Origin of the sequence: Acinetobacter ursingii DSM 16037 = CIP 107286 (assembly GCF_000368825.1) — a bacterium.
Classification (GTDB): Bacteria; Pseudomonadota; Gammaproteobacteria; order Pseudomonadales; family Moraxellaceae; genus Acinetobacter; species Acinetobacter ursingii.
The window spans coordinates 955828-982465 of sequence record NZ_KB849717.1; the positions used below are offsets into that span (position 1 = coordinate 955828).

The 26638-nt window shown below is 40.0% G+C and carries 24 protein-coding genes and 1 pseudogene; 11 read left to right on the plus strand and 14 right to left on the minus strand.

What is annotated here, in order from left to right; translation table 11 throughout:
• Positions 1-45 precede the first annotated feature (45 nt).
• On the plus strand, positions 46-1059 hold the full coding sequence (gene hemB, locus F944_RS11975) for a porphobilinogen synthase (protein WP_004990964.1): 1014 nt from the start codon (positions 46-48) through the stop codon (positions 1057-1059).
• A gap of 59 nt (positions 1060-1118) precedes the next feature.
• Positions 1119-2240, plus strand: coding sequence for a glycine oxidase ThiO (gene thiO, locus F944_RS11980; RefSeq protein ID WP_004990968.1), 1122 nt, complete (start codon positions 1119-1121; stop codon positions 2238-2240).
• Between the two features lie 25 nt (positions 2241-2265).
• On the opposite strand, the gene F944_RS11985 is transcribed toward thiO, so the two are convergent.
• A complete protein-coding gene (locus tag F944_RS11985; RefSeq protein WP_010588902.1) occupies positions 2266-2718 on the minus strand; it encodes an ABZJ_00895 family protein in 453 nt (150 codons plus the stop codon).
• A gap of 357 nt (positions 2719-3075) precedes the next feature.
• On the opposite strand from F944_RS11985, the gene F944_RS11990 reads away from it, so the two are divergent.
• The 5 genes and pseudogenes from F944_RS11990 (at position 3076) to F944_RS12010 (ending at position 10413) form a co-directional block, all read left to right on the plus strand.
• Positions 3076-3651 carry a hypothetical protein gene (locus tag F944_RS11990; protein ID WP_004990975.1) on the plus strand — a complete coding sequence of 192 codons (576 nt, stop codon included), beginning with the start codon at positions 3076-3078 and terminating at the stop codon, positions 3649-3651.
• A gap of 149 nt (positions 3652-3800) precedes the next feature.
• Positions 3801-5066: an exonuclease SbcCD subunit D gene (locus F944_RS11995; protein WP_171063289.1), complete on the plus strand. Its 1266-nt coding sequence runs from the start codon at positions 3801-3803 to the stop codon at positions 5064-5066.
• Positions 5067-5075: 9 nt separating this feature from the next.
• Positions 5076-8672 (plus strand): AAA family ATPase, encoded by a 3597-nt coding sequence (locus F944_RS12000; RefSeq protein ID WP_004990981.1) that lies wholly within the window; start codon positions 5076-5078, stop codon positions 8670-8672.
• A gap of 183 nt (positions 8673-8855) precedes the next feature.
• Positions 8856-9641: a transglutaminase-like domain-containing protein gene (locus tag F944_RS12005; protein ID WP_004990984.1), complete on the plus strand. Its 786-nt coding sequence runs from the start codon at positions 8856-8858 to the stop codon at positions 9639-9641.
• Positions 9642-9721: 80 nt separating this feature from the next.
• Positions 9722-10413, plus strand: a pseudogene (locus F944_RS12010) (HAD family hydrolase).
• Here F944_RS12010 and F944_RS12015 read toward each other — a convergent pair.
• Complete coding sequence (locus tag F944_RS12015; RefSeq protein ID WP_004990991.1) at positions 10371-11216, minus strand: undecaprenyl-diphosphate phosphatase; 846 nt, start codon at positions 11214-11216, stop codon at positions 10371-10373. The pseudogene F944_RS12010 and the gene F944_RS12015 overlap by 43 nt on opposite strands.
• Positions 11217-11366: 150 nt before the next feature.
• Entirely contained in the window at positions 11367-12053 is a 687-nt protein-coding gene (locus tag F944_RS12020; protein WP_004990993.1) for a YggS family pyridoxal phosphate-dependent enzyme, read from the minus strand.
• Positions 12054-12176: 123 nt separating this feature from the next.
• Between F944_RS12020 and F944_RS12025 the strand changes: the two genes are divergently transcribed.
• Together F944_RS12025 and F944_RS12030 are read left to right on the plus strand one after the other, a co-directional pair.
• Positions 12177-13214, plus strand: coding sequence for a type IV pilus twitching motility protein PilT (locus F944_RS12025; protein ID WP_004990994.1), 1038 nt, complete (start codon positions 12177-12179; stop codon positions 13212-13214).
• A gap of 26 nt (positions 13215-13240) precedes the next feature.
• On the plus strand, positions 13241-14359 hold the full coding sequence (locus F944_RS12030) for a PilT/PilU family type 4a pilus ATPase (RefSeq protein WP_004990996.1): 1119 nt from the start codon (positions 13241-13243) through the stop codon (positions 14357-14359).
• Positions 14360-14432: 73 nt separating this feature from the next.
• Here F944_RS12030 and fur read toward each other — a convergent pair whose 3' ends face one another.
• Positions 14433-14873 carry a ferric iron uptake transcriptional regulator gene (fur, locus tag F944_RS12035; RefSeq protein WP_004990998.1) on the minus strand — a complete coding sequence of 147 codons (441 nt, stop codon included), beginning with the start codon at positions 14871-14873 and terminating at the stop codon, positions 14433-14435.
• 111 nt (positions 14874-14984) lie between these two features.
• On the opposite strand from fur, the gene F944_RS12040 reads away from it, so the two are divergent.
• Positions 14985-15383 (plus strand): outer membrane protein assembly factor BamE, encoded by a 399-nt coding sequence (locus F944_RS12040; RefSeq protein ID WP_004991001.1) that lies wholly within the window; start codon positions 14985-14987, stop codon positions 15381-15383.
• Between the two features lie 43 nt (positions 15384-15426).
• On the opposite strand, the gene F944_RS12045 is transcribed toward F944_RS12040, so the two are convergent.
• The 10 genes from F944_RS12045 to F944_RS12090 all read right to left on the minus strand — a co-directional run bounded on the left by F944_RS12045 (position 15427) and on the right by F944_RS12090 (position 25448).
• Positions 15427-15747, minus strand: a complete 321-nt coding sequence (locus F944_RS12045) for an RnfH family protein (RefSeq protein WP_004991003.1) — start codon at positions 15745-15747, stop codon at positions 15427-15429.
• Positions 15744-16829 (minus strand): SLC5/6 family protein, encoded by a 1086-nt coding sequence (locus F944_RS12050; RefSeq protein ID WP_004991005.1) that lies wholly within the window; start codon positions 16827-16829, stop codon positions 15744-15746. The genes F944_RS12045 and F944_RS12050 overlap by 4 nt, the downstream gene beginning before the upstream one ends.
• Positions 16830-16991: 162 nt before the next feature.
• Positions 16992-17441 (minus strand): bacteriohemerythrin, encoded by a 450-nt coding sequence (locus tag F944_RS12055; protein WP_004991008.1) that lies wholly within the window; start codon positions 17439-17441, stop codon positions 16992-16994.
• 335 nt (positions 17442-17776) lie between these two features.
• Entirely contained in the window at positions 17777-18625 is an 849-nt protein-coding gene (locus F944_RS12060; RefSeq protein WP_010588903.1) for a class II glutamine amidotransferase, read from the minus strand.
• Positions 18626-18728: 103 nt separating this feature from the next.
• On the minus strand, positions 18729-19508 hold the full coding sequence (locus F944_RS12065) for a GNAT family N-acetyltransferase (protein WP_004991010.1): 780 nt from the start codon (positions 19506-19508) through the stop codon (positions 18729-18731).
• Positions 19509-19628: 120 nt separating this feature from the next.
• On the minus strand, positions 19629-20540 hold the full coding sequence (argB, locus tag F944_RS12070; protein ID WP_004991011.1) for an acetylglutamate kinase: 912 nt from the start codon (positions 20538-20540) through the stop codon (positions 19629-19631).
• Between the two features lie 10 nt (positions 20541-20550).
• Complete coding sequence (locus F944_RS12075) at positions 20551-21975, minus strand: phosphomannomutase/phosphoglucomutase (protein WP_004991012.1); 1425 nt, start codon at positions 21973-21975, stop codon at positions 20551-20553.
• Between the two features lie 178 nt (positions 21976-22153).
• Complete coding sequence (gene dut, locus F944_RS12080) at positions 22154-22606, minus strand: dUTP diphosphatase (RefSeq protein WP_004991014.1); 453 nt, start codon at positions 22604-22606, stop codon at positions 22154-22156.
• 24 nt (positions 22607-22630) lie between these two features.
• Positions 22631-24670: a UvrD-helicase domain-containing protein gene (locus tag F944_RS12085; protein WP_004991015.1), complete on the minus strand. Its 2040-nt coding sequence runs from the start codon at positions 24668-24670 to the stop codon at positions 22631-22633.
• Between the two features lie 121 nt (positions 24671-24791).
• Complete coding sequence (locus tag F944_RS12090; protein WP_004991016.1) at positions 24792-25448, minus strand: YiaD family glycine zipper/OmpA-like lipoprotein; 657 nt, start codon at positions 25446-25448, stop codon at positions 24792-24794.
• A 249-nt stretch (positions 25449-25697) separates the two neighbouring features.
• On the opposite strand from F944_RS12090, the gene F944_RS12095 reads away from it, so the two are divergent.
• Positions 25698-26624 carry an acyltransferase gene (locus F944_RS12095; RefSeq protein ID WP_004991017.1) on the plus strand — a complete coding sequence of 309 codons (927 nt, stop codon included), beginning with the start codon at positions 25698-25700 and terminating at the stop codon, positions 26622-26624.
• Positions 26625-26638: the final 14 nt, after the last annotated feature.

Consider the following 26638-nt stretch of genomic DNA (forward strand, 5'->3'; position numbering starts at 1 on the left):
GGGTCTACAATACGCCACAAGTTAATACTGAGGCTTGAGATTGTTATGACTTATACGTTCAATCGTCCTGCATTTCCAGCGACTCGCATGCGTCGAATCCGTAAAAATGATCAACTGCGGGCGATGGTCAGCGAAACTCAACTGACGCCGCATCATCTCATTTATCCAGTATTTGTACTTCCTGGACAAAATCAACGTCAAGATATTCCGAGTATGCCAAATATTCAGCGTTTATCGGCAGATTTACTCGTCAAAAAAGCAGAACGCCTTTTAGAATTAGGCGTATCCAAGCTTGCCTTATTTCCTGTCACACCACAAGAGGACAAAAGTTTGACCGCCGAAGCAGCATGGCGTGAAGACGGTCTGGTACAGGAAACATGTCGATTACTCAAAAAAGAATTACCTGAAATGGTGCTTATCACCGATGGTGCTTTAGATCCATATACCACACATGGTCAGGATGGCATTATCGATGATACGGGTTATGTACTCAATGATGAAACCGTAGAATGTCTAGTCAAACAAGCTTTGAGTCATGCGGCTGCGGGCGCAGACGTCGTGGCGCCAAGTGACATGATGGATGGTCGCATTGCTGCGATTCGTCAGGCCTTTGAACAAAATGGCTTTATTTATACCAACATCATGGCTTATTCAGCCAAATATGCCTCTAGTTTTTACGGGCCTTTTCGAGATGCGGTCGGTTCTGCCAGCAATTTAAAAGGTGGCAATAAATACAACTACCAGATGGATATTGGTAACCGTGCAGAAGCTTTGCATGAAATTGCGCTAGACTTACAAGAAGGCGCAGATATGGTGATTGTCAAACCGGGCATGCCGTATCTAGATATTGTTCGTGAAGTAAAAGATACCTTTGGCGTCCCGACCTTTTTGTATCAGGTCAGTGGCGAATATGCCATGTTGGCAGGCGCCATTCAAAATGGCTGGTTATCTGATAGCGTAATTTTAGAATCTTTACTGTGTTGTCGTCGTGCAGGTGCAGATGGAATCTGGACATATTTTGCCGAAGAAGCAGCGCTTAAATTGAAAGAGATGAAATAAAATCTCCCCTAACCCCTCTTTGATAAAGAGGGGAATTTTTAAAATGGTTTAACGTTATCATGCATATTGCCATTATTGGTGCAGGAATTAGTGGTTTACTCACCGCACTGGAACTGGTCGAACAAGGTTGTCAGATTTCTATTTTTGATCAGCAACAATCAGGTCAGGCGGCCTCATGGGCAGGAGGTGGAATCCTGTCCCCGATGTATCCGTGGCGTTATCCTCAAGCCGTTAATACACTGGCGCAATATGGCAAAAGCATGTATCAAACATGGAATGAAAAATTACTGCCGATGACAGGTATTGATTTTGAAATCCATGACACTGGTATGCTGATTTTTGATGAAGATGATTTTGATATTGGTCTGAATTATGCAGCGCATTATCAAGACCCCATGCAAGAGGCTGACTATCTAGAATATGACGCGTTAGAACAAGTGAATCCGTGGATTAATCCAAAATTTCAACACGCGATTTATTTTTCGCAATTATCCAACGTGCGTAATCCACGACTTTTACAGTCTATCATCTGCTATTTAAAGCAGCATCCTCTGGTGCAGTTTTTTGAACAGACTCAAATCTTTAAATTTCAGATTCAAAACCAACAAGTGCTGTCTGCGATAGATCAGCACGGCAACAAAATACAAGCGGATCAATTTGTCATTGCAACAGGGGCATGGAGTCAACATTGGCAACAACAGCTTGAGCTAAAAATTCCTGTACAGCCCGTACAAGGGCAAATGGTGCTATTTAAAACCCCAGCTCAATGGCTTCCTACCATGTGTATGAATAAGGTCATGTATTTGATTCCACGTCAGGATGGTCATATTGTTTGCGGTTCTAGTATGGCGAATTGTGGTTTTGACACGACGCCCGATGCCAAAACTCAACAGAATATTATCGATGCCTGTCTGGAAATGGTGCCTGAACTGGCTCAATTTCCCATCGTCAAACAATGGGCGGGACTACGACCAAGTTCTCCAACAGGTGTTCCCTATATTGGTGCTGTTCCTGATGTAGACAATCTATGGATGAATGTTGGTCATTTCCGTAATGGTTTATGTATGGGACCTGCTTCTGCACAGTTGTTAGCTCAGTTAATGCTAGAGCAACCCACATTAACCGACCCAGCACCATACTCCCCTGAACGCCTAAAGACAGAACAGTTGGTCATGGGCTAAACGACAAAAAGGCAAGCTTCAAGATTTATTTAGATTCAAACATTTTGGCTGCCATACGCTGGGCTTGTTTGCCATAAAACCAATAGGTAATCAGATACAAAGGAATCGCCAGCACCAAAAACATGATTAAAATGATGCTGATAAATTGCGGTTGTTGTAAATAAAGTACAAAGTTTTGAAAAACTTCTGGATCACGTATCGAAAATATAGTTAGCCCCAGTAAAACACCTAATAAATTATAGCCCCAGAAAATAAGGGTAAACCCCAAAGTTAGTTTTTTACGCTCCTGTTGGCTTGGTGCGCGTTTTTCCTGTTTTAAAAATCGAAAAAGTACGGCGATAACCGCCACCAGATAAGGCACAGCCGTTACGATTCCACCTACACCTTGAGGTAATAGCGCCGCAATCACGCCCATGATCAGCGTCATTATGAAACATATAAGAAAAAACCATAAGTAGTAACGGCGTAAGTTGGTCATTTTCATCACAAATTGAACATTTAAAAAATTATTTTAAGTTTTTTTCAAGTTTTTTGCATTTTGTTGTCAACCTTTTTGGTTGGAGCTTCGTTATATAGAGTACAAGGTCAGCAGCAACCGAATAGTATTTGCACGGCATCCGCAAATTTTCGGTGACCTTTCATTATGACATCTCCTTTAGAGTATGTTTTGTTAGCAGCCAGACATATTTTAAAGTTTTTGACCGACGATTTATCATCACTCGAATCGTCGGTCTTTATTTTTTAAGCTTTTGTTTTATGCTTACCCTATTTCAATTATTTGGCTCTATTTTATAACAACCAAACTCAATATAGTGATGATTAAAAGGATCTTTAAGTGTCTGTAAAAATTAAATTTTTATCAGTTCTATTTTTACCTTTACTCACCGCTTGCGTAGGAAATATGAATCCTACTGGTGATAACTCATCTCCAGACTATCCCTTTTTTATTACAACTCAAGCCCAAATTGTAAAAAACATTGCTGTTCCAATAGGGACAAAGTTAGTTTATCAGGAACAACCTTTTAAACAGGGCAAACAAGATCGGCTAATGTCTGAGACAAAGCTGACTGCGATTGAATTCCCACATGACCAAACCATACTTTGGGGAGGTGTTCCTATTACCTCTATCAATAAGTTTTTTAACTCTGAAATGCATGGTTATACTGTTTATGCCGATTTTAAACGATTGCGTAACACGCAAAAAAATAGATTTAATCAACTTTGGCAGTCATGTAACGATAGCTTAGGAATTACTGTAAAAAATACAGATGATTGGTCTTTTAATAAAGAAAATATTGCAGATATTGAAAGTTGCAGTGTTAATTATCAAAGATATTTTAAAAATAATCCGAAACAACAATATTTTTTGGATCAATTACATCAAGCTTTAAATCAAGTGAATGAAAGCTAAAATATCAAATTTGACATCATTATGGATGAATTGTCTTTTTTTACTCTTTCATCAAACTTAGTCTAAAAATATCATGATGCGATTGATTTTTGATGCGTTCTGAATTGCAGTTCGATTTATGTTACCTTATCCTCTAATCAAAAATAGGAATATCATCACTGATGACCGTGCGCTTTTTTCATACTTCCGACTGGCATTTGGGACAATTTTTTTATAACCATTCCCGCCATTACGAGCATGAACAATTTCTGACATGGTTACTTGAGCAAATCAAACAAAAACAACCACATGCCTTACTGATTGCTGGTGATATTTTCGATGTGATCAATCCTAGCTCACAGGCACAAAAACAACTTTATCAATTTTTAGCCGATGCACATCAACTTGCACCGCATATGCAAACTTTGATTATTGCCGGTAATCATGATTCAGGCTATCGGATTGAGCAAGTCGAGCCACTTTTAGAAAAATATAATGCCAAAACCGTCGGTGTAATTCGTTGGAATGAAGACAAAACTTTAAATTTGGATCGTTTAATTTTGCCCATTTACGATGAGCAAAAGCAGATCGTAGCATGGTGTATTGCCCTGCCATTTTTACGTTCTGCTGAAATTACGGGTTTCAATGATCAAACAACCAACAGCCAAAATGCCATTGCCTATTTGCACGAGCAACTGATTGAAGAAGCCAAACGACGTAAAACGCACGATCAAGCGATTATTTTGATGTCACATGCCCACATGCAAGGCGGTGAAACTTCGGATTCAGAACGCCCGATTATCATTGGCAATGAAGAAGCGTTATCTACCACTTTGTTTGAAGATGGCATTGATTATGTGGCGCTGGGACATTTACACAAACCGCAAAAAGTTGGACAAACACATATTCGTTATAGTGGCTCACCTATTCCGCTTTCCTTTAGTGAAATCAACTACAAACATCAAGTGGTTGAAGTTACTATCCATCCAGAGCAAAAAGATGATCCATATTTTCAGTTTGAGGCTTTGGAAATTCCGCGTAGCGTTCAATTGCATAAAATTCGTGGTGAACTGACTGAAGTCATGCAACAGTTAAAATCACTACCCAGTGAAGTCATTGAAAGCATTGACCAACGTGAATATGTCGACATTGAATATCATACCCTCACGCCACCTCAGCCAAATTTAAGACAACAATTTGAGGATGCCCTTCCGCCAGATCGCTATCGTCTGGTTCGGATTTCGCGCCAATATTTATCCACCCAAAATAGTGCCGAGCAGCAGCAACAGATTCATCTTGAACCGCCAACACCTGAAAAATTATTTCAACAAATTTGGGAAAAAAAGGGATATCACGCAGATGATGAAGTTCAAAAAGACTTTATGAGTTTAGTCGCTCAAGCCCAGCAGCAACTTGAAGATTCACACCAGAGTTAAAGGATTCACGTGAAAATATTATCCATTCGACTCAAAAATCTAGCATCATTGGCAGGCGAACATTTTATTGATTTTGAAAGTGATCCCTTAGCCAGTGCAGGACTGATTGCCATTGTTGGTAAAACAGGTGCGGGCAAATCCACGATTTTAGATGCCATGTGTCTGGCTTTGTTTAATAAAATTCCTCGGCTCAAAGACAGTGATGGCAAGCTTTTAGATGTGGATGGTTCAGAACTTTTAACCAACTCCCCACTTACGGTATTACGACGTGGGACAGCACACGGCTTTGCTGAACTCTGTTTTGTTGCACAGGATCAAAAGCATTATCTAGCCCGTTGGGAGATTAAACGCGCCCGCGAAAATGCCAATGGCAAATTACAAAGTGTACAACGTGCCTTAATCTGCCTAACCGATGGTGTGGTAATTGCCGATAAAACCTCTGCTGTGGCGACTCACATTCAACAGATTACTCAACTCAGTTTTGAACAATTCACTCGTGCGGTGCTCTTAGCACAATCTGAAGTGACGGCTTTCTTAAAGGCACGCGATAATGAACGCGGTGAATTGCTCGAATATCTGACTAATTCCAGTATTTTTGCCAAGATTGGTCAACTTGCTTTTGAAAAAACCAAAGAAATTACTCAACAGCGCAAACAACTGGAAAATGTTTTAGGTCATATTGAATTACTTTCCGATGAAGAATGGGCTGAACTACGCACTCAGTTTGACAGCGCGAAACAGCAACAGCAGAAACTTGAAACAGAAAAAGCAAAACTAGAACAGTTGCAACAATGGTTTGAACGCCGACAGAAACTTGAACATGACGTCACGCTCAAACAACAACACTATGATCAACACATCAAAGTGAATCAGGATTTAGAAGCAGACCGTCAGCGTTTAAAACAGTTGAGCATTTTTTCTGAAATACGACCACATGTGTTTCAACAACAGCAGTTACTCAAACATCAGCAGCAACTTGAGCCACAAATTTCAAAGCAGCAACAACATTTTTCAAACTTGACTGTGCAATATGAACAGGAACAAGCGCGCTATCATCAGGCTGAAAAAACCTTACAACAGTTTCAAAGTTTTGAGCAAAAGCACCAAGCTGAATTAAATCAGGTGCGTAAATATGTGTTGGAACGCGACTCGATTGCAGAAAAATATAAAGAAATCCAAAGTCGTTTAAAGCAACTTGAACATACGCAACAGCCTTTATTTAGTAAACAACAGCAATTTGAACAACAACAGCAACAGCTTAATGATCGACTGCACCAAACGACGCTTCAATTGGATCAAAGCAAACAGTTTATACCGCTTGATCAAGGTTTAAAGGCTCATATTCAGCAACTTAGTCAATTTATTCAACATTATCAAAAAATTGAACATAGTATTGGCGATATTGCAGCGGCTCGGCAGCAATTACAGCTAGACGAAAAGACCGTTAAGGATTTAATTGAACGCTTTGGCGATGCTCAGCAGATTGAAGATCAACTGCAACAGCAGGAATTACTCAAAGACCAGCAGTTAGAACGATTGAATCAACTTGAAAGTGTTCAACATAAACTCCAATTATTTATTCAGCTCAAACAAGAACTTGTTCAGCTTCAAGCAGAATTAGAAAACACCAGTCAAACCCAGAAAAAGCTTGAAACACAAACTGAAGCGACGCAACAACGTTATCAACATGCGAAAACTGAACGTGAACAACTGCAACAGGTGTTACAACAGCAGCGTTTATTGCATACCGAAAATATCGAACATTTGCGCACTCAGTTAAAATCAGGCGAAGCTTGTGTTGTCTGTGGAAGCATTGATCATCCTTATCGCGATGATGAAAGTTTGGTCTCTAAAGCCTTATATGAATTACATCAACAACAAGAACAACAAGCTAGCCAAAAAGAACAACAGCATTTCAATGAATGGCAAACCACACAGCAACGACTCAACCAAATACAAGCACGGTTTAAGGAATTAAATAATAGTTGTGTTCGTAATCAGGAAAAATTTAACGAACAACAACACGTATTAATTCAAGAAAATCAACAGCTTGATATATCTTTAAATTTAACGGAAGCGCCTTCTGAATTAACAGCCCAATTGCAATTGGTTATTGAAAAAAATTTAGTCAACAAACAAAAGATTGAACAAGACCTTCAGCAATTAAAACAGGCACAAAAACAACAGCAGACCTTGCAACAGAGAATCCAGAATACCCAATACCAACTCCAAACCATTCAACAATTACAACAACAAGTTCAGCATATTGTGCAATGTTTAACTGATCAGGAGCAGCAACACTGGTTAAAGCATAGCTTAACGCTTGCCGAAAAAATCCTGCATCGCTTGCAGGAGCGTGTCCAACAACTTAAAACAAGTGAAGAATTGCAACAACAGTCTGATCAACTACAGCAACAACTTAAACAATTGATTGCTGAGATTGGATATAACAACAAACAGTTGGCTGAGTTAAAGCAACAACTAGAACATGTGAGACAACAAGGTCTACAAAATAGTGAAAATGCGACTCATCTCGTTGAACAGATGACAGGTAAGACCGGTGTAAAAGCCAATGAATGGCTCACACAACATGAGCAGCAACGTCACGATTTACAAAAAAATTATCAACAACTCAAACAGGGCTTTGAGCAATTACGAGTGACTTTTGATCAGCAAAAAAGTGAATTAGATCGCCTCAATGCACATTTGGAGCAAAATCAAAAAGATTTAACGCAATGTCAGAGTCAAATTGAACAATGGTTAAATCTTCATACCGCATTTAAACAACAACAATTTGTAGAGTTGCTGGCCATTTCAACCTCGGAAGAACAGCAACTTCGCATCGTCTTGCAGCAGGCTGAACGTCAACTCAATGAAGCACATTCAGCACTGAAAACGATACAGGAACAACTTGCAGAACATCTGCAATCGCAACCCGAAATAGCTCTCGAACAGCTTAAAACACAGCTTCAGGATACTCTGAGTCAGTTACAAAGCACCGGTGAGCAACGTGATCAATATAAAGTTAAATTAGAGTTACATCAGCAGAATCTAGCCAAGCAGCAACAATATGCCGATCAGATTCAACTGATCCAACATCAAGAACATCGCTGGAATAAAATTTCGAGCTTAATGGGTGATAGAGACGGTAAAAAGTTTCGTGATTTGGCACAGCAGTACAATCTGGATATTTTACTGGAATATGCCAATCAACAACTCGCCATGCTATCACAGCGCTATACCTTAAAACGTTTGCAGAACTCACTCAGCCTTGCCATTATCGATCATGATATGGATGGTGAAATCCGTTCTGTCGCGTCGCTTTCTGGCGGTGAATCATTTCTGACTGCACTTGCAATTTCACTTGCCATTGCCAATATGGCTTCTGGTTCAATGAAAATCGAATCTTTATTTATTGATGAAGGCTTTGGCACACTGGATGCATCTTCTTTGCATATGGTCATGAATGCGCTTGATCAATTACAAAGTCAGGGGCGTAAAGTGGTTTTAATCTCGCATATTCAAGAAATGCATGAACGCATTCCTGTACAAATACAGGTTCAGCCAATCGGTTCTGGTTCGAGTCGAATTGAAGTGGTGGGATGATCTTTCCATTGGCTAAGCATCGTCCAAACTTTACATATCCCCTACTATTTGCTTGTGAATCATTCATTGTGAAAGAGAAAGAATTTGGTAACTTAAAAATGATTCTGATTAAAAACAAAAATGATCAAAGCAAGAAAATATTTGTTTTTAGGCGGAGATAAAAAATTTAATTTGGGCTAAAAAATGCATACATTATCAATAAACTGTCAGCTTCATTATCGCGTCATAAATGCAACCCAATTTATTTTTCAATTGCAGATCGCAGAACATCCCTGGCAGACGATCGTCGATGAATCATTTCAGCTAAAGCCCGACCTGACTTTTGAACAATATCATCGTGATAATGGTTTAAATCGACTTATTCGTGTGTACGCGCCACAAGGCGATTTAATGGTTCAATATAATGCAGAAGTTCAAACTTATATTCCTGAACGTGACACGACTTTAAAAGAATGTGAAATTCAAGATTTACCTTCGGATACATTATTTTATCTTGCGCCAAGCCGTTTTTGTGAGTCCGATTTGATCGGTATAATGGTGAACCATACTTTTGCTGATTTGCCAAAAGGCTATACACGTGTACAAGCAATTTGTGACTGGATTTATAATAATATTCTATACCAAGCAGGTTCATCAGACAGCACGACCACAGCCCGTGATATTTTAGTTAATCGTGCTGGGGTATGTCGTGATTTTGCTCATCTAGGCATTGCGATTTGCCGTGCGCTGAATATTCCTGCACGATTTGTATTTGGTTATATGCCTTTTTATGAAGCTCAACCTGATTTCCATGCAATTTTTGAGGTTTATCTTGAAAATCAGTGGGTGCTTTTTGATGCCACACGTATGGGGCCGATTGATCAGTTTGTTCGCATAGGTACTGGGCTCGATGCCAAAGATGTTCCATTTGCAACGGTTTATGGAGAAATTGAACTCATTTCTATGAGTCCCTTGATTGAGCGTGTTTAAACCATCAATGAGGCATTTTGACCATAAAAATGGCTTTTTTATCAGAACTTTTCATCATTCCACCATTTAGAGAAACCTCTATGATTCAGGCCATTTTCTTTGATCTTGATCAAACTTTATTGGATCGTACTACTTCTCTCGATCATTTTTTAAATTGGCAGATTAATTTTTTCAATTGATCCCCCAGAGAGAAAAGGCAAGATTTATTCAGAGATTTGTTGAGCTTGATCAAAATGGTGCCGTCTGGAAAGATACCGTTTATAAAAAGTTAATTGATGAGTTTAAGATTGAATCTATTGAATATCACGATCTACTAAAAAGTTATATTTCTGACTTTAATAAATTTTCGACTGGATTTCCTCATATCGAAAATACGATTAGAAACCTAAAACAACAAGGATATCTTATTGGCTTAATTTCAAATGGACGTAGTCCATTTCAAGAGCATAATTTTTATGCATTAGGTCTAAGCGAATATTTCTCAAATATTTTAGTATCGGAAGCGGTGGGGCTACGTAAACCAGATCCTGAAATTTTTAATTTAGCTTGTAAACAATTAGACGTATTTCCAGAACAATGCGTTTTTATTGGCGATAATGAATTAGCAGACATTCAAGGAGCGAAAAATGTAGGGATGAAAACCATCTATTTTCATCCAGACCCTCAGATTAATTCAAAAATTTCCGATGCAAATCTCCATGACTATCAAGATATGGTCATGGTTTTAAATCAGCTCAGCATCAACACCACACCTGAAAACACCAGACAATAAATCCCAAACAAATACCAGCGACCATGCTCTAGCCATGCAGAGAGCCATTTAAGCGCCAGTAACCCTGTTAGAAAGCTAAAGACCATGCCAAACAAGCTTGGCAATAACAAACTCCCTATTGCCAAATGAGAGGCTCCCACACTTGCCTGTTGCGCATGAACCAAACGCAATAATTCTTTTGCGATCACAGCAGGCGTTAATACCACAGCCAAGGCAAAACTAAACTCTTCGGCTTTTTGACGAGATATACCTAAAAATAACGCTGTGGAAATCGTTGCACCTGAGCGAGAAAAACCTCGAAACGGTAAACATAAAGCTTGAACTGCCCCAATCACAATAGCACTGGATAAACCGATATCACCTTGTTGTCCACGATCAAAACGTGAAGATAGAATAATTAAAACCCCTGCCGCAGCTAAAGCTGCTGCCATCAATTTGGAGTTACTAAATAAATGTTCAATCTCAAAGTTACTGGCTCCGCCAAAAAATACATGTTTAATTAAAGCTTGCAATAACAGCCCTAACACACCTGTAATTGCGGTTGCGATTAAAACATAGAAGAAACGCTGTTTGAAATCATCCCAGTTTGAGAAATAAGTTCTTTTCCATGACCGCCAAAAATACACGATTACGGCAAACATTGTTCCTGTATGTAGCATCACCAATAAAAAAGTCATCTGTGGTGCAGAAGGGTCAAAACCCATCATTTTTTCTGCCAAAATCACATGGGCAGAACTGGAAACAGGCAAAAGTTCAGCTAAGCCCTGAATCACTGCCAAAATAAATACATGGAAAAGGTTCATTTATATTCTCGTAAAAGCCCGTGATGCTTATATACGTTCGAGCCATTAAAACTAGATTAAAAAGCTCAATCGAATTAAACAAACACCACGCTCATCATCCGAATAAATGAATTTATTCCTTTAAAAGTTGTCTTACTTCATTTTTAAATTTTATTTTGAATAATCCCGTGCGCCAAAAAGAGCCGTACCAATACGAACGATGGTCGCTCCTGCCGCAATTGCAGCATCCAGATCACCAGACATTCCCATACTTAAAGTATCCCAATCCTGCGGTTGAGCATGCTGTAGTCTTACTTGATCAAATAATTCTTTGGCATCGATGAAAGCCTGAGAATGATCTGGCGCAGGAATCACCATAATTCCGCGTAGACGAATATGGGGCAATTGACTAATTTGTGCGACCAGTTCAGCCACTTCATCTGGCTGGCAACCATCTTTTGAGTCTTGTGCATCAATATTGACTTGAATGCATAAATTTAACGGCGACTGCGTATCTAAACGCTGGCTGGATAAACGCTCAGCAATAATTAAACGGTCTACGCCATGTACCCAATCAAACTTTTCCGCCAGTTGCTTAGTTTTATTACGCTGCACATGTCCAATAAAATGCCATTCAATATCGAGATCTTTTAATTCTTCAATTTTATCCAGCGCTTCCTGTAAATAATTTTCTCCGAAACACTGCTGACCTAACTGATACATTTCACGTAAAGCCTGACTTGGATGAGTTTTAGATACCGCCAATAAACGTACCGTAGCAGGGTCACGCCGAACACAATCACAGGCATTTTTGATTTGATTCAGGACCTGATTTCGTGCTTGTTGAAACTGATTCATTGACAGGGTTCTCATTTCAGTTATTTTTTTTGCTTAACCTTACTTTGAAGTGTTGGTAAGCGATTCGGAAACGCTTATTATTCTACAAAATAACGATACTTACTCATTATATTAGGGGAAATCATGGATATCACAGAATTACTCGCCTTTTCGGTTAAAAACGGTGCATCAGATTTACATCTTTCCGCAGGAATGCCACCGATGATTCGTGTCGATGGTGAGGTTCGTCGTATTAATTTACCAGCACTGGAACACAAAGAAGTTCACCGTCTTGTTTATGACATTATGAATGATAAACAACGTCGTGACTTTGAAGAACAACTTGAAACTGACTTTTCCTTTGAAGTTCCAAACATTGCGCGTTTTCGTGTCAATGCCTTTAACCAAAATCGTGGTGCAGGTGCTGTGTTCCGTACCATTCCGTCTAAAGTTCTCACCATGGATGATTTGGGTTTAGGACAAATCTTTAAGGATATTTGTGATTATCCACGTGGTATTGTTCTAGTAACAGGCCCAACGGGTTCGGGTAAATCAACCACGCTTGCCGCTATGCTAGATTATATCAATGACAATCGTTATGACCATATTTTAACCGTTGAAGATCCGATCGAATTTGTACACCAATCCAAAAAGTGCTTGATTAACCAACGTGAAGTACATCGTGATACTCATGGCTTTAATGAAGCACTACGTTCAGCACTACGTGAAGACCCTGATATTATTCTTGTCGGTGAGATGCGCGACCTTGAAACCATTCGTTTGGCTTTGACCGCCGCAGAAACGGGTCACTTGGTATTTGGTACATTGCATACTACATCTGCTGCAAAAACCATTGACCGTGTAATTGACGTATTCCCTGCTGAAGAAAAAGATATGGTTCGTGCCATGCTATCTGAATCTTTACAAGCCGTTATTTCTCAAACATTATTGAAGAAAAATGGCGGTGGCCGTGTCGCAGCGCATGAGATCATGATCGGGATACCTGCGATCCGTAACTTAATCCGTGAAAATAAAGTCGCGCAAATGTACTCTGCTATTCAGACAGGTGCTAACTATGGCATGACCACGCTAGATCAAAGCCTCAAAACATTGGTTTCAAAAGGCGTGATCAGTCCACAAACTGCGCGAACAGCTGCCAAATCGCCAGAATCCTTCCTATAAACCATAAAAATAAAGGATGATAAGACATGGATTTTAATGATCTTCTCAATCTGATGATTGAACAACAAGCATCAGACCTGTTTGTCACCGCAGGTGTGGAACCTTCGATGAAAATTAATGGTCAGATTGTCCCAGTGTCTAAGACTAAGCTGAATGCTGAGGTCGTTGGACAACTGATTCAGTCCATTATGTCTGATAAGCAACGCAAGGAATTTGACGAGAGCAGAGAGTGTAACTTTGCGATTGTAAATCGGGAAAAAACCGCACGTTTTCGTGTCAGTGCATTTCAGCAGCGTGATATGCCAGGCATGGTATTACGTCGTATCGAAACGATTATTCCTACAATGGATGAATTACGCTTACCGCCCATTCTTAAAGATCTGGCCATGACCAAACGTGGCATTATTATCTTTGTTGGGGCAACAGGTACGGGTAAATCCACTTCATTGGCATCCATGATTGGTTATCGAAATCAGAACTCCAAAGGTCATATCATCACGGTTGAAGATCCAATCGAGTTCATTCATGAACACGCTGGTTGTATTGTGACTCAACGTGAAGTCGGTATTGATACAGACTCTTTCGATGTAGCTCTGAAAAACACACTACGACAAGCCCCTGATGTGATTTTGATTGGTGAGATTCGTTCACGTGAAGTCATGGACTATGCCATTGCCTTTGCTGAAACGGGACATTTGGTCTTAGCGACATTACACGCCAACAACGCCAATCAAGCATTGGATCGTATTATTCATTTCTTTGAAAGTGATCGCCATAATCAGCTCTATATGGATCTCTCGCTCAATCTAAAAGCGATGGTGGCACAGCAATTGATCCCAACACCAGATGGCAATTCACGTCGTGCTGCGATTGAAATTCTGATCAATACACCATTACTTGCTGACTATATTCGTAAAGGTGAAATTCATGAAATCAAAGATTTAATGAAACGTTCACGTGAACTCGGCATGCAAACCTTTGATCAGGCTTTATTTGATTTATATAAAGCAGGTCAAATTACCTATAAAGATGCCTTGAAACATGCCGACTCGCCAAACGATCTACGCCTCAGTATCAAACTTTCAGAGGAAGGTGCAGAACAACTGCTGAACGCCAGCCGTAATATTACGTTCGATGGTCAGTAAAGCGATTGAGCTCACGCTGAAATAAAAAAGGAAGCGCAAGCTTCCTTTTTTAATTTGTTGTATTTATGTGATTTTATTGCTTTTTACGATAAGCTTCCTGACATTCAGGTGCATCACAATAACCATATAAATTTAAAGAATGGCCTGTTAAGGTAAAACCATGCTTTTCAGCAACGGTATGTTGCTCATGTTCAATGATTTCATTTGTAAATTCAACGACTTTACCGCAATTTAAACATACCAGATGATCATGGTGATCTTCTTGCATAATCTCAAAAACAGAATGATTGTTTTCAAAATGATGACGCTGAATAATACCTGCGGCTTCAAATTGTGTTAATACACGGTAAACTGTAGCTAAACCGACATCTTCACCTTGCTCAAGCAAAGTCTTATAAATATCTTCTGCGCTCAAATGGTGCTGTTTTGAATTTTCTAATAATTCCAAAATCTTAATTCGTGGCAGGGTGACTTTGAGTCCAGCTTTACGTAAATCTTGATTGGAAATCGGCATAAAAAAAGGTCTCTCAACAAATTTAAAGTTGGAATAGGCAATCGTAGTTAGATGCAGTATGATCTATCCCTAAGTCAAATGCATCATAATTTATCGGGATAGTGTAGCAAAATGCAAAAACTTATGTTGGCGTTATTCGTCACTTCACTGCTTGCTGGTTGTTCAACTTTAGGTGTCTACAAAGTTGACATCCCTCAGGGAACTCCATTAACTAAAGCCCAAGCATCAAAAGTTCAAGTGGGTATGAATTTTCAACAAGTTCGCTTTTTGCTCGGTAGTCCAACCGTTACAGATCCTCTAAATCCACTACGCTGGGACTATATCTACAACTATATTCCAGGTACTTATGCTAAAAAAGCAAAAATTCCTGCTGCACATGGTCAGCATTTAAAAATTTACTTTGACGAATCAGGGATCGTCAAAAGTATCGAAGGCTTGGATACTATTCCAGAAACACAGCCTGGTTTACCAGCTTCTAAGGAAGCCATCCTAACAGCCCCACCACTATAATGATTTTTCAATAAAAAGATACCCCTCGCTTGAGGGGTTCTTTCTATGAGTCAGATTGTTTAAAACGATTACCACGCTGAAAACGTCCCACTGGATTTTTCTGAGCACGATTACGCCGAATATCTTGAGGATGAATCATCAGAGGTCGATAAATCTCCACACGGTCACCAGCTTTTAACGGCGTATCCAACGTAATTTTCACACCAAAAAGGCCCAACTTTAGAGGTTCTGCAATCTCAATTTGTTGCCTAATCTGACTGAGCTCAATCGCTTGAATTGCAGTCATCCCCTGAGTGAATGGGACAGCAATTAAAAACTGCTGATTGACCGCCGCATACGCCACCCAGATCTGAGCATGGCTCATGAGAACAATGCCCCAATGATCGCCAGCATTGCCAGAATAATCGATAAAGGTAGAACAATGCGGATTGCGATCCGCCATAGATTATAAAAAAGTTCATTACTAAAGTTCATCGATTTGCGCAAATGGCTAATTTTCATAATCCAACCTGCAAAGATTGAATAAATCAAACAAATCAATAATCCCCACAGCATAAGCAAGATATTAAACTCGAACTGCATATTAGGGATCAGCCAGATCAATGTAGCGATCAGCAAGATCACCCATTGCATCAACACTGATAACTGACGCTGTTGTAGTTGCTCTATGGCCAGTTGAAATAACAAAGCGGCGGCAATAACGCCTGCAATAGCCAGTGTTGTATCAGAAAAATTTTGTTGTGCTGAGTAAAAACCAAAGGCAATCACGGCAACAAACTGAGCGATCCAGATCGGAAAAGCAGTTTTACTCGCTTCTGCTGTATTTTGAATCTGAATCAAGCTATTTTGCCAGTACAGCCCCATGCCTAAACCTGTGGCCACCAACGCCAAAACTGTGGCACTACCCCATTCTTTAAACTCAATGGGTGTCCAGTGCCAACTAGTGGTTGGCTGAGCCAAAAATAGTGAGCTGATCAATGAAATGACGACCCCTAAGACCATCAGAATCAGTAAAATCTGGCGTGGAATAAACGACAAAGCAAATGCAATAATCGCTAAACCAACAAATAGAATCTGCGAGCTAAAACCAAGTCCCACAGCCACAGATGCAGCCATTCCCAAATGGGCTAAAATTGCGCCTGCCAAAAAAGGAATAAATACAACGGCGAGCCATCCCACAATTCGCCATTTTTGTGAAGCATCCGCATCACGGGTTAAACTGGATAATGCATTCAAGGCGGTTGTTTTTGAGCGCTTCGCCAGTGCAATTTCCAGATAGCAAAGAGGAAGTGCCAAAATTACCATAGTCCCTAACCAAAGCAACCAGAAATCCAGTTGACGGTCGATCTGAATCCCCACAGCCGATGCTAATGCTGCAATCATAATAAAAGTAAAGCAAAACGCCATAAGTGGTGATAACCACCGCGCGAAAGCTGAATCCTGCATCATTCATTCCTAATATGAAGTCTGGAGATATTTTGCCTTTGTCGAGTATGAAAATCAAAGTTTGCAAATAAAAAATGCAAACCATCCATTTCTAGATGATTTGCAGCGCTGAGTCTTGTTGTTATTTTCTTTTATTGAAGCTTGCCGATTCGTGACTTTTATTTATGAAAAGAAACGTGCAAACCACCCCTTGCCTTTTTTCTGTTCTTTTTCCTTAATAATACCCATCATGTTTTCTTTCACTGCACCGACATAATCAGCATCATCGTGTTGGATATGATTAATCAACCATTTTGATAGCACTTCATAAAGTTCTTCCTCAACATCATGACCCATTTCAAAACGTTCACGATAGTGCTCAATTTTTTTAATAAATAAATCATGCACACGTTTATGAGGAACTCGATATTTATAATTTGCCTCTTCCTGTAAACTTTCTTCAAAGGCAAAATGCGATTGAGTATAATCAATCAAGTTTAATAGCACATCTTTGACTTGAGCTCTGTCATGTGTTTTTCTGACTTCTTCTAGCTCATTAATATATTCAAGAATACGTTGATGCTGATCATCAATGACTTCAATGCCAGTATTATATTCAGAAAGCCATCTCATATCACACCTCTGCTGTCTAAAACATTTATTAGATATCAATATAATATCTGTTATTTTTTTAAATAAAAATGAAGCAAATTGGTCGGGATTATAATAAGCATCAAAAAATAGGTTTAATTGTCTGATTTTCATAAAATTTCAACCTAAAAACAAAGCAAAAAAGTAAGATATTTTTTAACCAATTTTTAGGTTTATTATTAACAAAAAAAGAAAAATAAATAAAAAATGCAGAATATACATAAAATTTGTCTTTATAGACAAAAATATCAAATTATTTTAAATATATGGTTACATTATTTTTAAGATAATTATCAATCCTTAAATTTAAATGAAATCTAATATTGGTCTGCACGAGTAATTCGTTTAAGTTCAGGATTTTTTAGTTCACGCTCTAAACGTTCAACATGTGTTTGAGCATGTTTTAGTGGTTTTCCATCCTGAAATAAAATCATTTCTCCAGCTTGATAAGATGTCCACTGTTCATTTTGAGTGAGCGGCTCAGTGGTGATCACGGCAACACGATCATGGGAGGTAGTGACTTGACTGAAATCCACTTCCACATCCAGATCAATCAGCCGTGCAGCTTTAAAAGGATACTCACGAACCAGCCAATGCAACTTGGTTGTCGCATAGCTAAACAATGCCTGACCATTGGACAAGCAATAATTGAAGGTTCCAAACTCAGCAACTTTGGGTGAAATTTTTTCAAGAACAGCAAAGACTTGTAGCACACTCGGTTCGGTATAACCAAAATGTTCAACCAACTGGTCTAGCAAATAGCAAAATGCGCGCTCACTATCAGTGTTGCCAATGGGCGTAAAACGCCCTGTTAACGGTGGATCAAAATGATGTAAATCTCCATTATGTGCAAAAATCCACTGTCTGCCCCACAGTTCACGGATAAACGGATGTGAGTTTTCTAGGGTAATCTTGCCTTGTGTTGCTTTACGAATGTGTGCGATGACATTACGTGATTTGATTGGATAGTTACGCACCAGTTCTGCAATGGGCGATTCAACCGCAGATTGATTATCGACAAATAAACGGCAAGCTTTATCTTCAAAAAATGCAATCCCGAAACCATCGGAATGATCAGAGGTAATCCCCGCGCGTTGCGAAAAACCTTTAAAAGAAAAGGTAATATCGGTCGGAGTGGCACAATTCATTCCAAGTAGTTGGCACATAGCATGTCAAATCAAAGCAAGAGGCTTAGCTGTATTGTGCATCAGTGGCAAAAGGCTTGCAAATCTGAATATATAGAGCCTAATACAAAATTAACGATAAATTCTATTTATGGACACGTTTACTTAAGACAAAAGACTTTGCAACCTGATTGACTTCCAAGAAAACAAAGTAATCCAGACAATTAAAAGTTTCATCGTAGAACGCTTGACGCGATAATTTAGATTGCATGTCCAAATACATTTTAAATAATTTGGGCATACGCTCATCTTGTGGAAAACTAAATTCAGGGCGCGGGATCTCAAAATGATTTTTTGAGGCAATGCTGATGGTCTGCTTTGAATCTAAACGCTGAATTTGCTGATGTGTGTGATAAGCACGCGCCAAATTATCTTGCAAATGAATACTGACACAGCCCATCAAATATTTGGCACGCATCGACCAAAGCACCTTAGGCACCAAATTCAGCCAGAGTATCGATAACGCTTTACCTGAACGAAACCGTGGATGTACACAGGTACGACCTATTTCAAGTACATTGGGTAAATGTGAAAGTTGTGGAACAATTTCAAACTCACTCGCACTATAACTTTGTGATATTTCATGCCCCTGAAAAAGCTTAAGGCGGGTATATGCCACGATCTCGCCTGTCCATTTTTCTCTTAATACCGCATGTTCGCAGCCAAAATCATAAATATCCTGATCCAGTCCATCTTCAAAGCTTACACCAAATTGTTGACTAAATTGAACTGCACGAAATCGTTGTACTTCTTGTAATTCTTTGAGGTTATCCACCCAGTCAAAGCGAAACTGAGTTTGATTGGTTTTTTGACGAGTTAAAGGCAGACTAAAATTTTGGCGATAGTGATTGAGTTTTTCTAGCATAATGTCACCCTGTTTTTATCATTATGCTTACACTAGGATAAGATCATGACAGGAAAATGACGTTTTATGCCCAATAAAAAAGTCATCCGAAGATGACTTTATAAAACACAATACAAAAATTTAATGCGTAACTTTATGTGCAAGTCGATTGGTAATCAATGTCCCGACACCATGATCTGTAAAGATTTCCAGTAATGTTGCATGCGGTACACGACCATCGACAATATGCGCACTCACCACGCCGCCTTTCACCGCATCAAGGGCACAGCCGACCTTAGGAATCATACCGCCATAAATCACACCTGTTTCGATTAAACGATCGACTTCCTGTGTGCTTAAGCCAGTCAGCAGATTTTTATTCTCATCCAATACACCCGTGATATTGGTGAGTAAAATCAGTTTTTCAGCGCCTAAGGCTTCAGCGACTTTACCTGCGACCAAATCTGCATTGATATTGTAAGTATTCCCCTCTTCATCGACACCTAAAGGTGCGATCACAGGAATAAAATCACTCTGGGTAAACATTTCCAACACGTCGGTTTTTACCCCAACCACTTCACCGACCATGCCCAAATCAATATGCTGCACCTGACCTTGCTCATCTTGTTTTTCCATGAGCAATTTACGTGCACGCAACAAGTTGCCATCCTTACCTGTTAAACCAATGGCACGGCCACCGTGTTTGTTGATCAGGTTGACAATGGATTTGTTGACACTCCCACCAAGCACCATTTCCACAACTTCCATGGTCGCTTCATCGGTGACACGCATTCCATCAATACGGTCAGATTCTTGTCCTAATCGTTTGAGGAGCGAATCAACTTGTGGACCACCACCATGTACCACAATCGGGTTTAAACCCACAGTTTTTAATAACACAATATCGCGTGCAAATGAGCTTTCCAGTTCAGGATCGGTCATTGCATTGCCACCATATTTCACAACTAGCGTTTTACCCGAAAAACGTTGAATGTACGGCAAAGCTTCGGTCAATATTTTCGCTTTGTCGATGCCAGTATGCTGATGTGGCATTCGCCTCTCCTTAATGGATGTTTGAAATATCTTGCGCTATTTTAGGATATTTATCCTGCAACATGCGAACAAACTGATGTCGAATCTGTGCCAATTGCAATGGACTGCCCGCATCAAACCTGACAGTAAAGTATTCGCCCGTGTTGGATGCTCGAATAATGCCAAAACCATCGTCAAAATCAAGTCGTATCCCATCTATTTTGCTGAGTTGTGCTTTAGATTGATAACTACAACTTTCAATATCCTGCAACACAATTTTGGGTTCCGAACGATGAGTGCTAATGTAAGTATCTTCAGTACAATAACGCTCTGGGAAAGCAGACAACAGCTGAGACAGTGTTTGCTTAGGGAACTGACTTAAATATTCCAGTACCCGCAGTGCAGCATATACACCGTCATCATAACCAAACCCACGACTATCATTGAACACATAATGCCCTGCGTATTCTCCACCAAAAACCGCTTTTCCCTGAGATTGGGATAAATAACGTCGCAGAAAACTACTGCCTGTGCGGATCATGGTTGCAATGCCGCCTAAGTCATTAACAGTTTGTGTCACCATACTTGAGCATTTAACATCAAAAACAATTTCAGCTTGCGGATGCTGCTCTAGGCACATTTGTGCGAATAGAGAAATCAAACGATCCGCGGTAATAATATGTGCCTGTTCATCCATAATGACTAAGCGATCACCATCCCCATCTAGCGCAATCCCAATATCCGCTTGATGATTAAGCACTGCGTGTTGTAATTTTTCCAAATGAATCGCCTGAGAAGGATCAGGCGCGTGATCTGGAAATTCACCATTGGCTTCACAACGCAAAGCAATCACATCACAACCCAATCTATTCAACACCATTTCAGCACAGCGTCCTGCTGAACCATGCAAACCATCTAAAATCACCTTGAAAGGTCGTTTTAGATGAATATCTTCAAGTAAACCCTGCTGATACATTAACCAGTATTCGGTTTTGATTTGATGGCTTAATCCTCGAATACGAGGAACATCTAATGCTTGAATATGATAATGGGCGGCTGCATTGCCAACCGCTTCAATCTGTGCCGGTGTTGGAGGTTCACCGTTTAAAATCCATTTAATTCCATTGTCAGACTTTGGATTATGGCTTGCCGTCACCATCACCCCATTGCCATGGGTCTGACGCGCCATGAAATACATCATCGGGCTTGAACAACAGCCTATATCGGTAACGTCTAAACCCTGTTTTTCAAAGATGGTTGCTAATATTGCAGCATATTGTGGACTACTCAGCCGTGCATCATAACCAATCACGACTTTGCTTTGACCTGCCAAGCTGTACTGCTCTGCCAAAGCATAAGCAATGGCTGCAACAACTTGAGGTGTAAACACCGTTAGCTTGCCACGAATATCGTAAGCACGAAAAATATGTAGGGGAAAATTAAACATCGCATCCATAGGCATCTTCTTTTAATTCAACGCCTACTTTTTAAAAGTAAAAATAGTATTGCTTATGCTAAAGGAAGTAGGCAGCATTCTTGTCAGTCATTCAGACAGATTAAGAGTGATGTTTTAATCTAATTTTTTGAAACATTCAATACAAAAAAAGAAACGCCTGTTTAAACAGGCGCTTGAATTATTGCTTACCGGTATGACCAAAGCCACCCGCACCACGATCGGTAGCAACAAACTCATCTACTTGTTCAAATTCAGCCTGAATCACAGGCACTAAAACATATTGTGCCAAACGTTCACCTGGCTCCAAAGTAAAGCTCTGCTGACCACGATTCCAGACTGAAACCATCAGTTCGCCTTGATAATCTGAGTCAATTAATCCCACCAGATTCCCCAAGACAATACCATGCTTATGACCCAAGCCTGAACGTGGCAAAATAAGACCTGCAAAAGCGCTATCGTGAATATAAATCGCCATGCCTGTTTTAACTAAAACAGTTTGACCGGGTTCAATTTGAATCGCTTCATCAACGCAAGCACGTAAGTCCAGACCTGCTGAACCTGTGGTTGCATACGAAGGAAGCGGCCATTCATTGCCCAGACGCTGATCTAAAATTTTTACTTGGACTTTCATTATATTTCCTAATCGTTCAATCAATTATTTCTTTAATAAGGCTTTTAAATTCGCTAGATATTGCTGTGCCTGCTCTTTCGGATCCACATTACCCGCCAATTTCTTTTTGCGTCCTAACCACTCTAGTTCGTCTTGTGGCAATTCATCCAAAAAGCGGCTTGGTGTCATCTGTTTCATTTGTCCGCCATTTTTACGCTGTTCTGCCAAGGTCAAGGTTAAGCCCTGACGCGCACGGGTGATCCCTACATACATTAAACGGCGTTCTTCTTCGATGGTTTCAGCCGCAATTGAGTTTTTATGCGGCAATAATTCTTCTTCAAGTCCCATAATATAAACAAATGGAAACTCAAGACCTTTAGCCGCATGCAAGGTCAGAAGATTAACTTTATCAGTATCTTCTTCTTCCTGTTGCTGCTCCAACATATCGAGTAAAACCAGTTTACGAATCACACTTTCAATGTTCTTTTCATCCACATCTTCAGTGCGATTCAGTAAGCCTTGAATACTGCTAAATAAGTTTTCAATATTATCGAGCTTGGTTTTTTCCTGCGCAGGAGTGGCCGCAGTTTCACGAATATAATCGATATAGCCTGCTTCATTCATCATCTGGCGAACTTTCGGCACAGGTTCATCATCATCCATCAGTTCACGGGTAAAGGTGCTGATAAAATCGGCAAACTCATGTAATTGCGTCGCGGCTTTTTTCGGAATGACCACGCTGAGGCGCTGATCGGATGCCGCACCCAACAAAGACAAATGGTTTTCCTGTGAAAAAAGACCCAACTTTTCTAGTGTGACAGGTCCTATGGCACGTTTTGGAGTATTAATAATGCGTAAAAATGCGCTATCATCTTCTGGGTTAATAATCAGACGCAAATAGCTCATCACATCCTTAATTTCTGCCCGAGCAAAGAACGACTGTCCACCCGAGAGCTTATACGGAATCTGCATTTGACGCAGTTGCGTTTCTAAGACACGTGCCTGAAAATTACCGCGATACAACACCGCATAATCTTTCCAGTTTTTGCCATTCATCAGTTTATGGGTCATTAAATCTTTGACCACACGCTCAGCTTCATCATCGTCATTACGGCAAGTAATAATCCGAATCACTTCGCCATGCCCTTTATCGCTCCACAATTTTTTATCAAAAATATGTGGGTTATTTTCAATCACGGCATTGGCGGCTTTTAAAATCCGACTGGTCGAACGATAATTTTGTTCTAGCTTGATGACTTTTAGATTGGGGAAATCTTCTTTGAGCAATGCCATATTTTCAGGTTTTGCGCCGCGCCATGCATAGATGGATTGGTCATCATCACCTACCGCAGTGAACTGTCCCATGACCCCAACCAGTAATTTCACCAAAATATACTGGGCGGTGTTAGTGTCCTGATATTCATCGACCAAAAGATAACGGGTACGGTTTTGCCATTTATCACGGACTTCAGCATTTTCCTGCAAAAGACGTGTGGGTAATACAATCAGATCATCAAAATCAACTGCGTTATAAGCCCGTAAATTACGCTCATAAAGCTGATACAGATGAGCAAACTGGACATCTTCTACCGTTTCACAAGTCGAATGAGCTTGTTCAGGAACAATCAGATCATTTTTCCAGTCTGAGATTTTTTTCATCGCTTTGGCAATCAGTTCTTTGCTTTCAGCTCCAGATAGATTGTCACGCTGCATTAAATCCATCAGGATGCGTTTACAGTCATCAGCATCCAAAATCGAAAAATTATTTTTAAGTGGCGTATGTTTCAGTTCAAGACGCAATAAATTCAAACCAAAGGTATGAAAGGTTGAAACTGAAAGACCTTTTCCTTCCTCACGAGAAAGCAACTTCCCGACGCGTTCTTTCATTTCACGCGCAGCTTTATTGGTAAAGGTCATTGCAGTAATGCGATGTGCAGGAATACGACAATTTTTCACCAGATAAGCAATTTTCTGGGTAATTACCGAGGTTTTACCTGAACCAGCCCCTGCAAGCACTAACAAGGGTCCTTGAGTATATTTCATGGCTTCAAGTTGCTTGTCATTGAGATGACTTGCTGCTGACATAGGTTTTCCTCTTAAGAATCCGAGCATGATTATAGACATCTAATCAGCAGATGCCTAATCGATTAAGATGGATTTTACTCATAAAAAAACCACCCGAAGGTGGTTTTTAGAAACTAAGCGACTAAGACTGACGCTCATAGATGCTAATTTCAACACGACGGTTTTGTTCACGACCATCCGCAGTCGCATTTGATGCAATCGGATTCGCTGAACCATAACCTTGTGCATTAATACGAGCAGATGAAACGCCTTGACCACTTAAATAGTTCGCAACTGATTGAGCACGAGCCTGAGACAATGGAATATTGATCGAATCATTACCTGTGCTATCTGTATAGCCTGTCACGAGGATCGCACTCTTATTATCTTCAGCAAGTGTTTGTGCTACTTTGTTCAAAGTAGAATAGAAATTTGGTTTGATGTTTGATTTGTTGGTATCAAAAGTAATGTTACCTGGCATCACTAAGCCAACCGAACCATCTGGATTACGATTAACTTCTACACCAGTACCCGCCATTTGTTGACGTAATTTTTTCTCTTTTTGGTCAAGATACAAACCACTTGCACCACCTAACACGGCACCAATCGCGGCTGCACGGTTATTTTGACGGCTAGAGTTCGCATTTGATTTAGAAATACCGTAGCCCGCTGCTGCACCAATCAATGTACCTGAAGCAGCTTTGTCATATTCAACGCCACCGAGATTTTGTCCTGTTGATTGGCAACCAGAAAGTGCCACTGCTGCCCCAACCACTGTCGTAATTAATAGTGCACGCATTGCATGCCTCCTCGTTTGTGTCTTTGTTGTCTGTAAAAATAATGATAGAAAAAAGCCACTTAGACCATTGATTTTTTGTTAACAATACGCTGTTTTTTTACATTTTGTAATACTTTAAGTATCTTTCGTTTAAATCTTCACTACATTTATCCATTGTTGCACTGTTTAACTTTTTAAATCGGTGTACAACGTCTATATTGTGCTCAGATTTTTACAAGTTGGACGTGATTCATCATCAGGATTTAGATTATGTCAAAACAACCCAAAAAACAGTCGATGCTTAAAAAAATTACCCGAGGCATGACCGTGGGCAGTGTCATTACAGGCAGTACTTTTTTGCATGGCCCTCCAGTATTGGCACTGGGTTTAACCAAATTATTCAAACAATCTCGCAAAGTCGATGAAACCACCATCCAGATTACCAATAACTGGCTGGGAATCAATAATTGGTTGATCGATCAGGTATTGCCACATTTACAATGGGATATCACGATTGATCCACAGCTTGAAGTGAGTATGCAGGGTCGTTATCTCATGATGTGTAACCATCAAAGTTGGGTGGATACTACAGTCAATCAATACTTTGGCGTTAGTCGTATGCCTTTGACCCGATTTTTCACCAAATGGGAACTGATTTTTATTCCTTTTGTCGGTCAAGCCTTTAAGATTTTAGGCTTTCCGATGATGAAGCGTCATAGCAAAGAGCAAATTGCCAAAAATCCAGAACTCAAAACTCGCGATATGCTAGAGGCTCGTAAAGCGTGTGAGCAACTTTTGTCTCAACCCTTTACCTTACTGAATTATTTGGAAGGCACTCGCTTTACACAAGCCAAACATGATCAGCAAAACTCACCTTATCAAAATTTGCTGAAACCCAAAGCTGGCGGCTTGGCTCTTGCCTTAAATATTTTGGGCGATCAAATTGATGCATTAGTCGACATGACTATTGTTTATCCAGATGGACCACCCGAATATAGTGATTTCTGGCTTGGCGATGTATCTCGTATTGCAGTGAATTTGCGTAAAATCGAGATTCCAGATTGGGTGTTGGGGGGGAATTATGAGGAAGATGAGGATTATCGCAAACGCTTTCAGGATTGGGTTGATCAGCTTTGGACTGAAAAAGATCAGTTGATTGATCAAATGAAAGCCCAATACGCTAATCAGGCATCTTAATCATTTAAAATCAT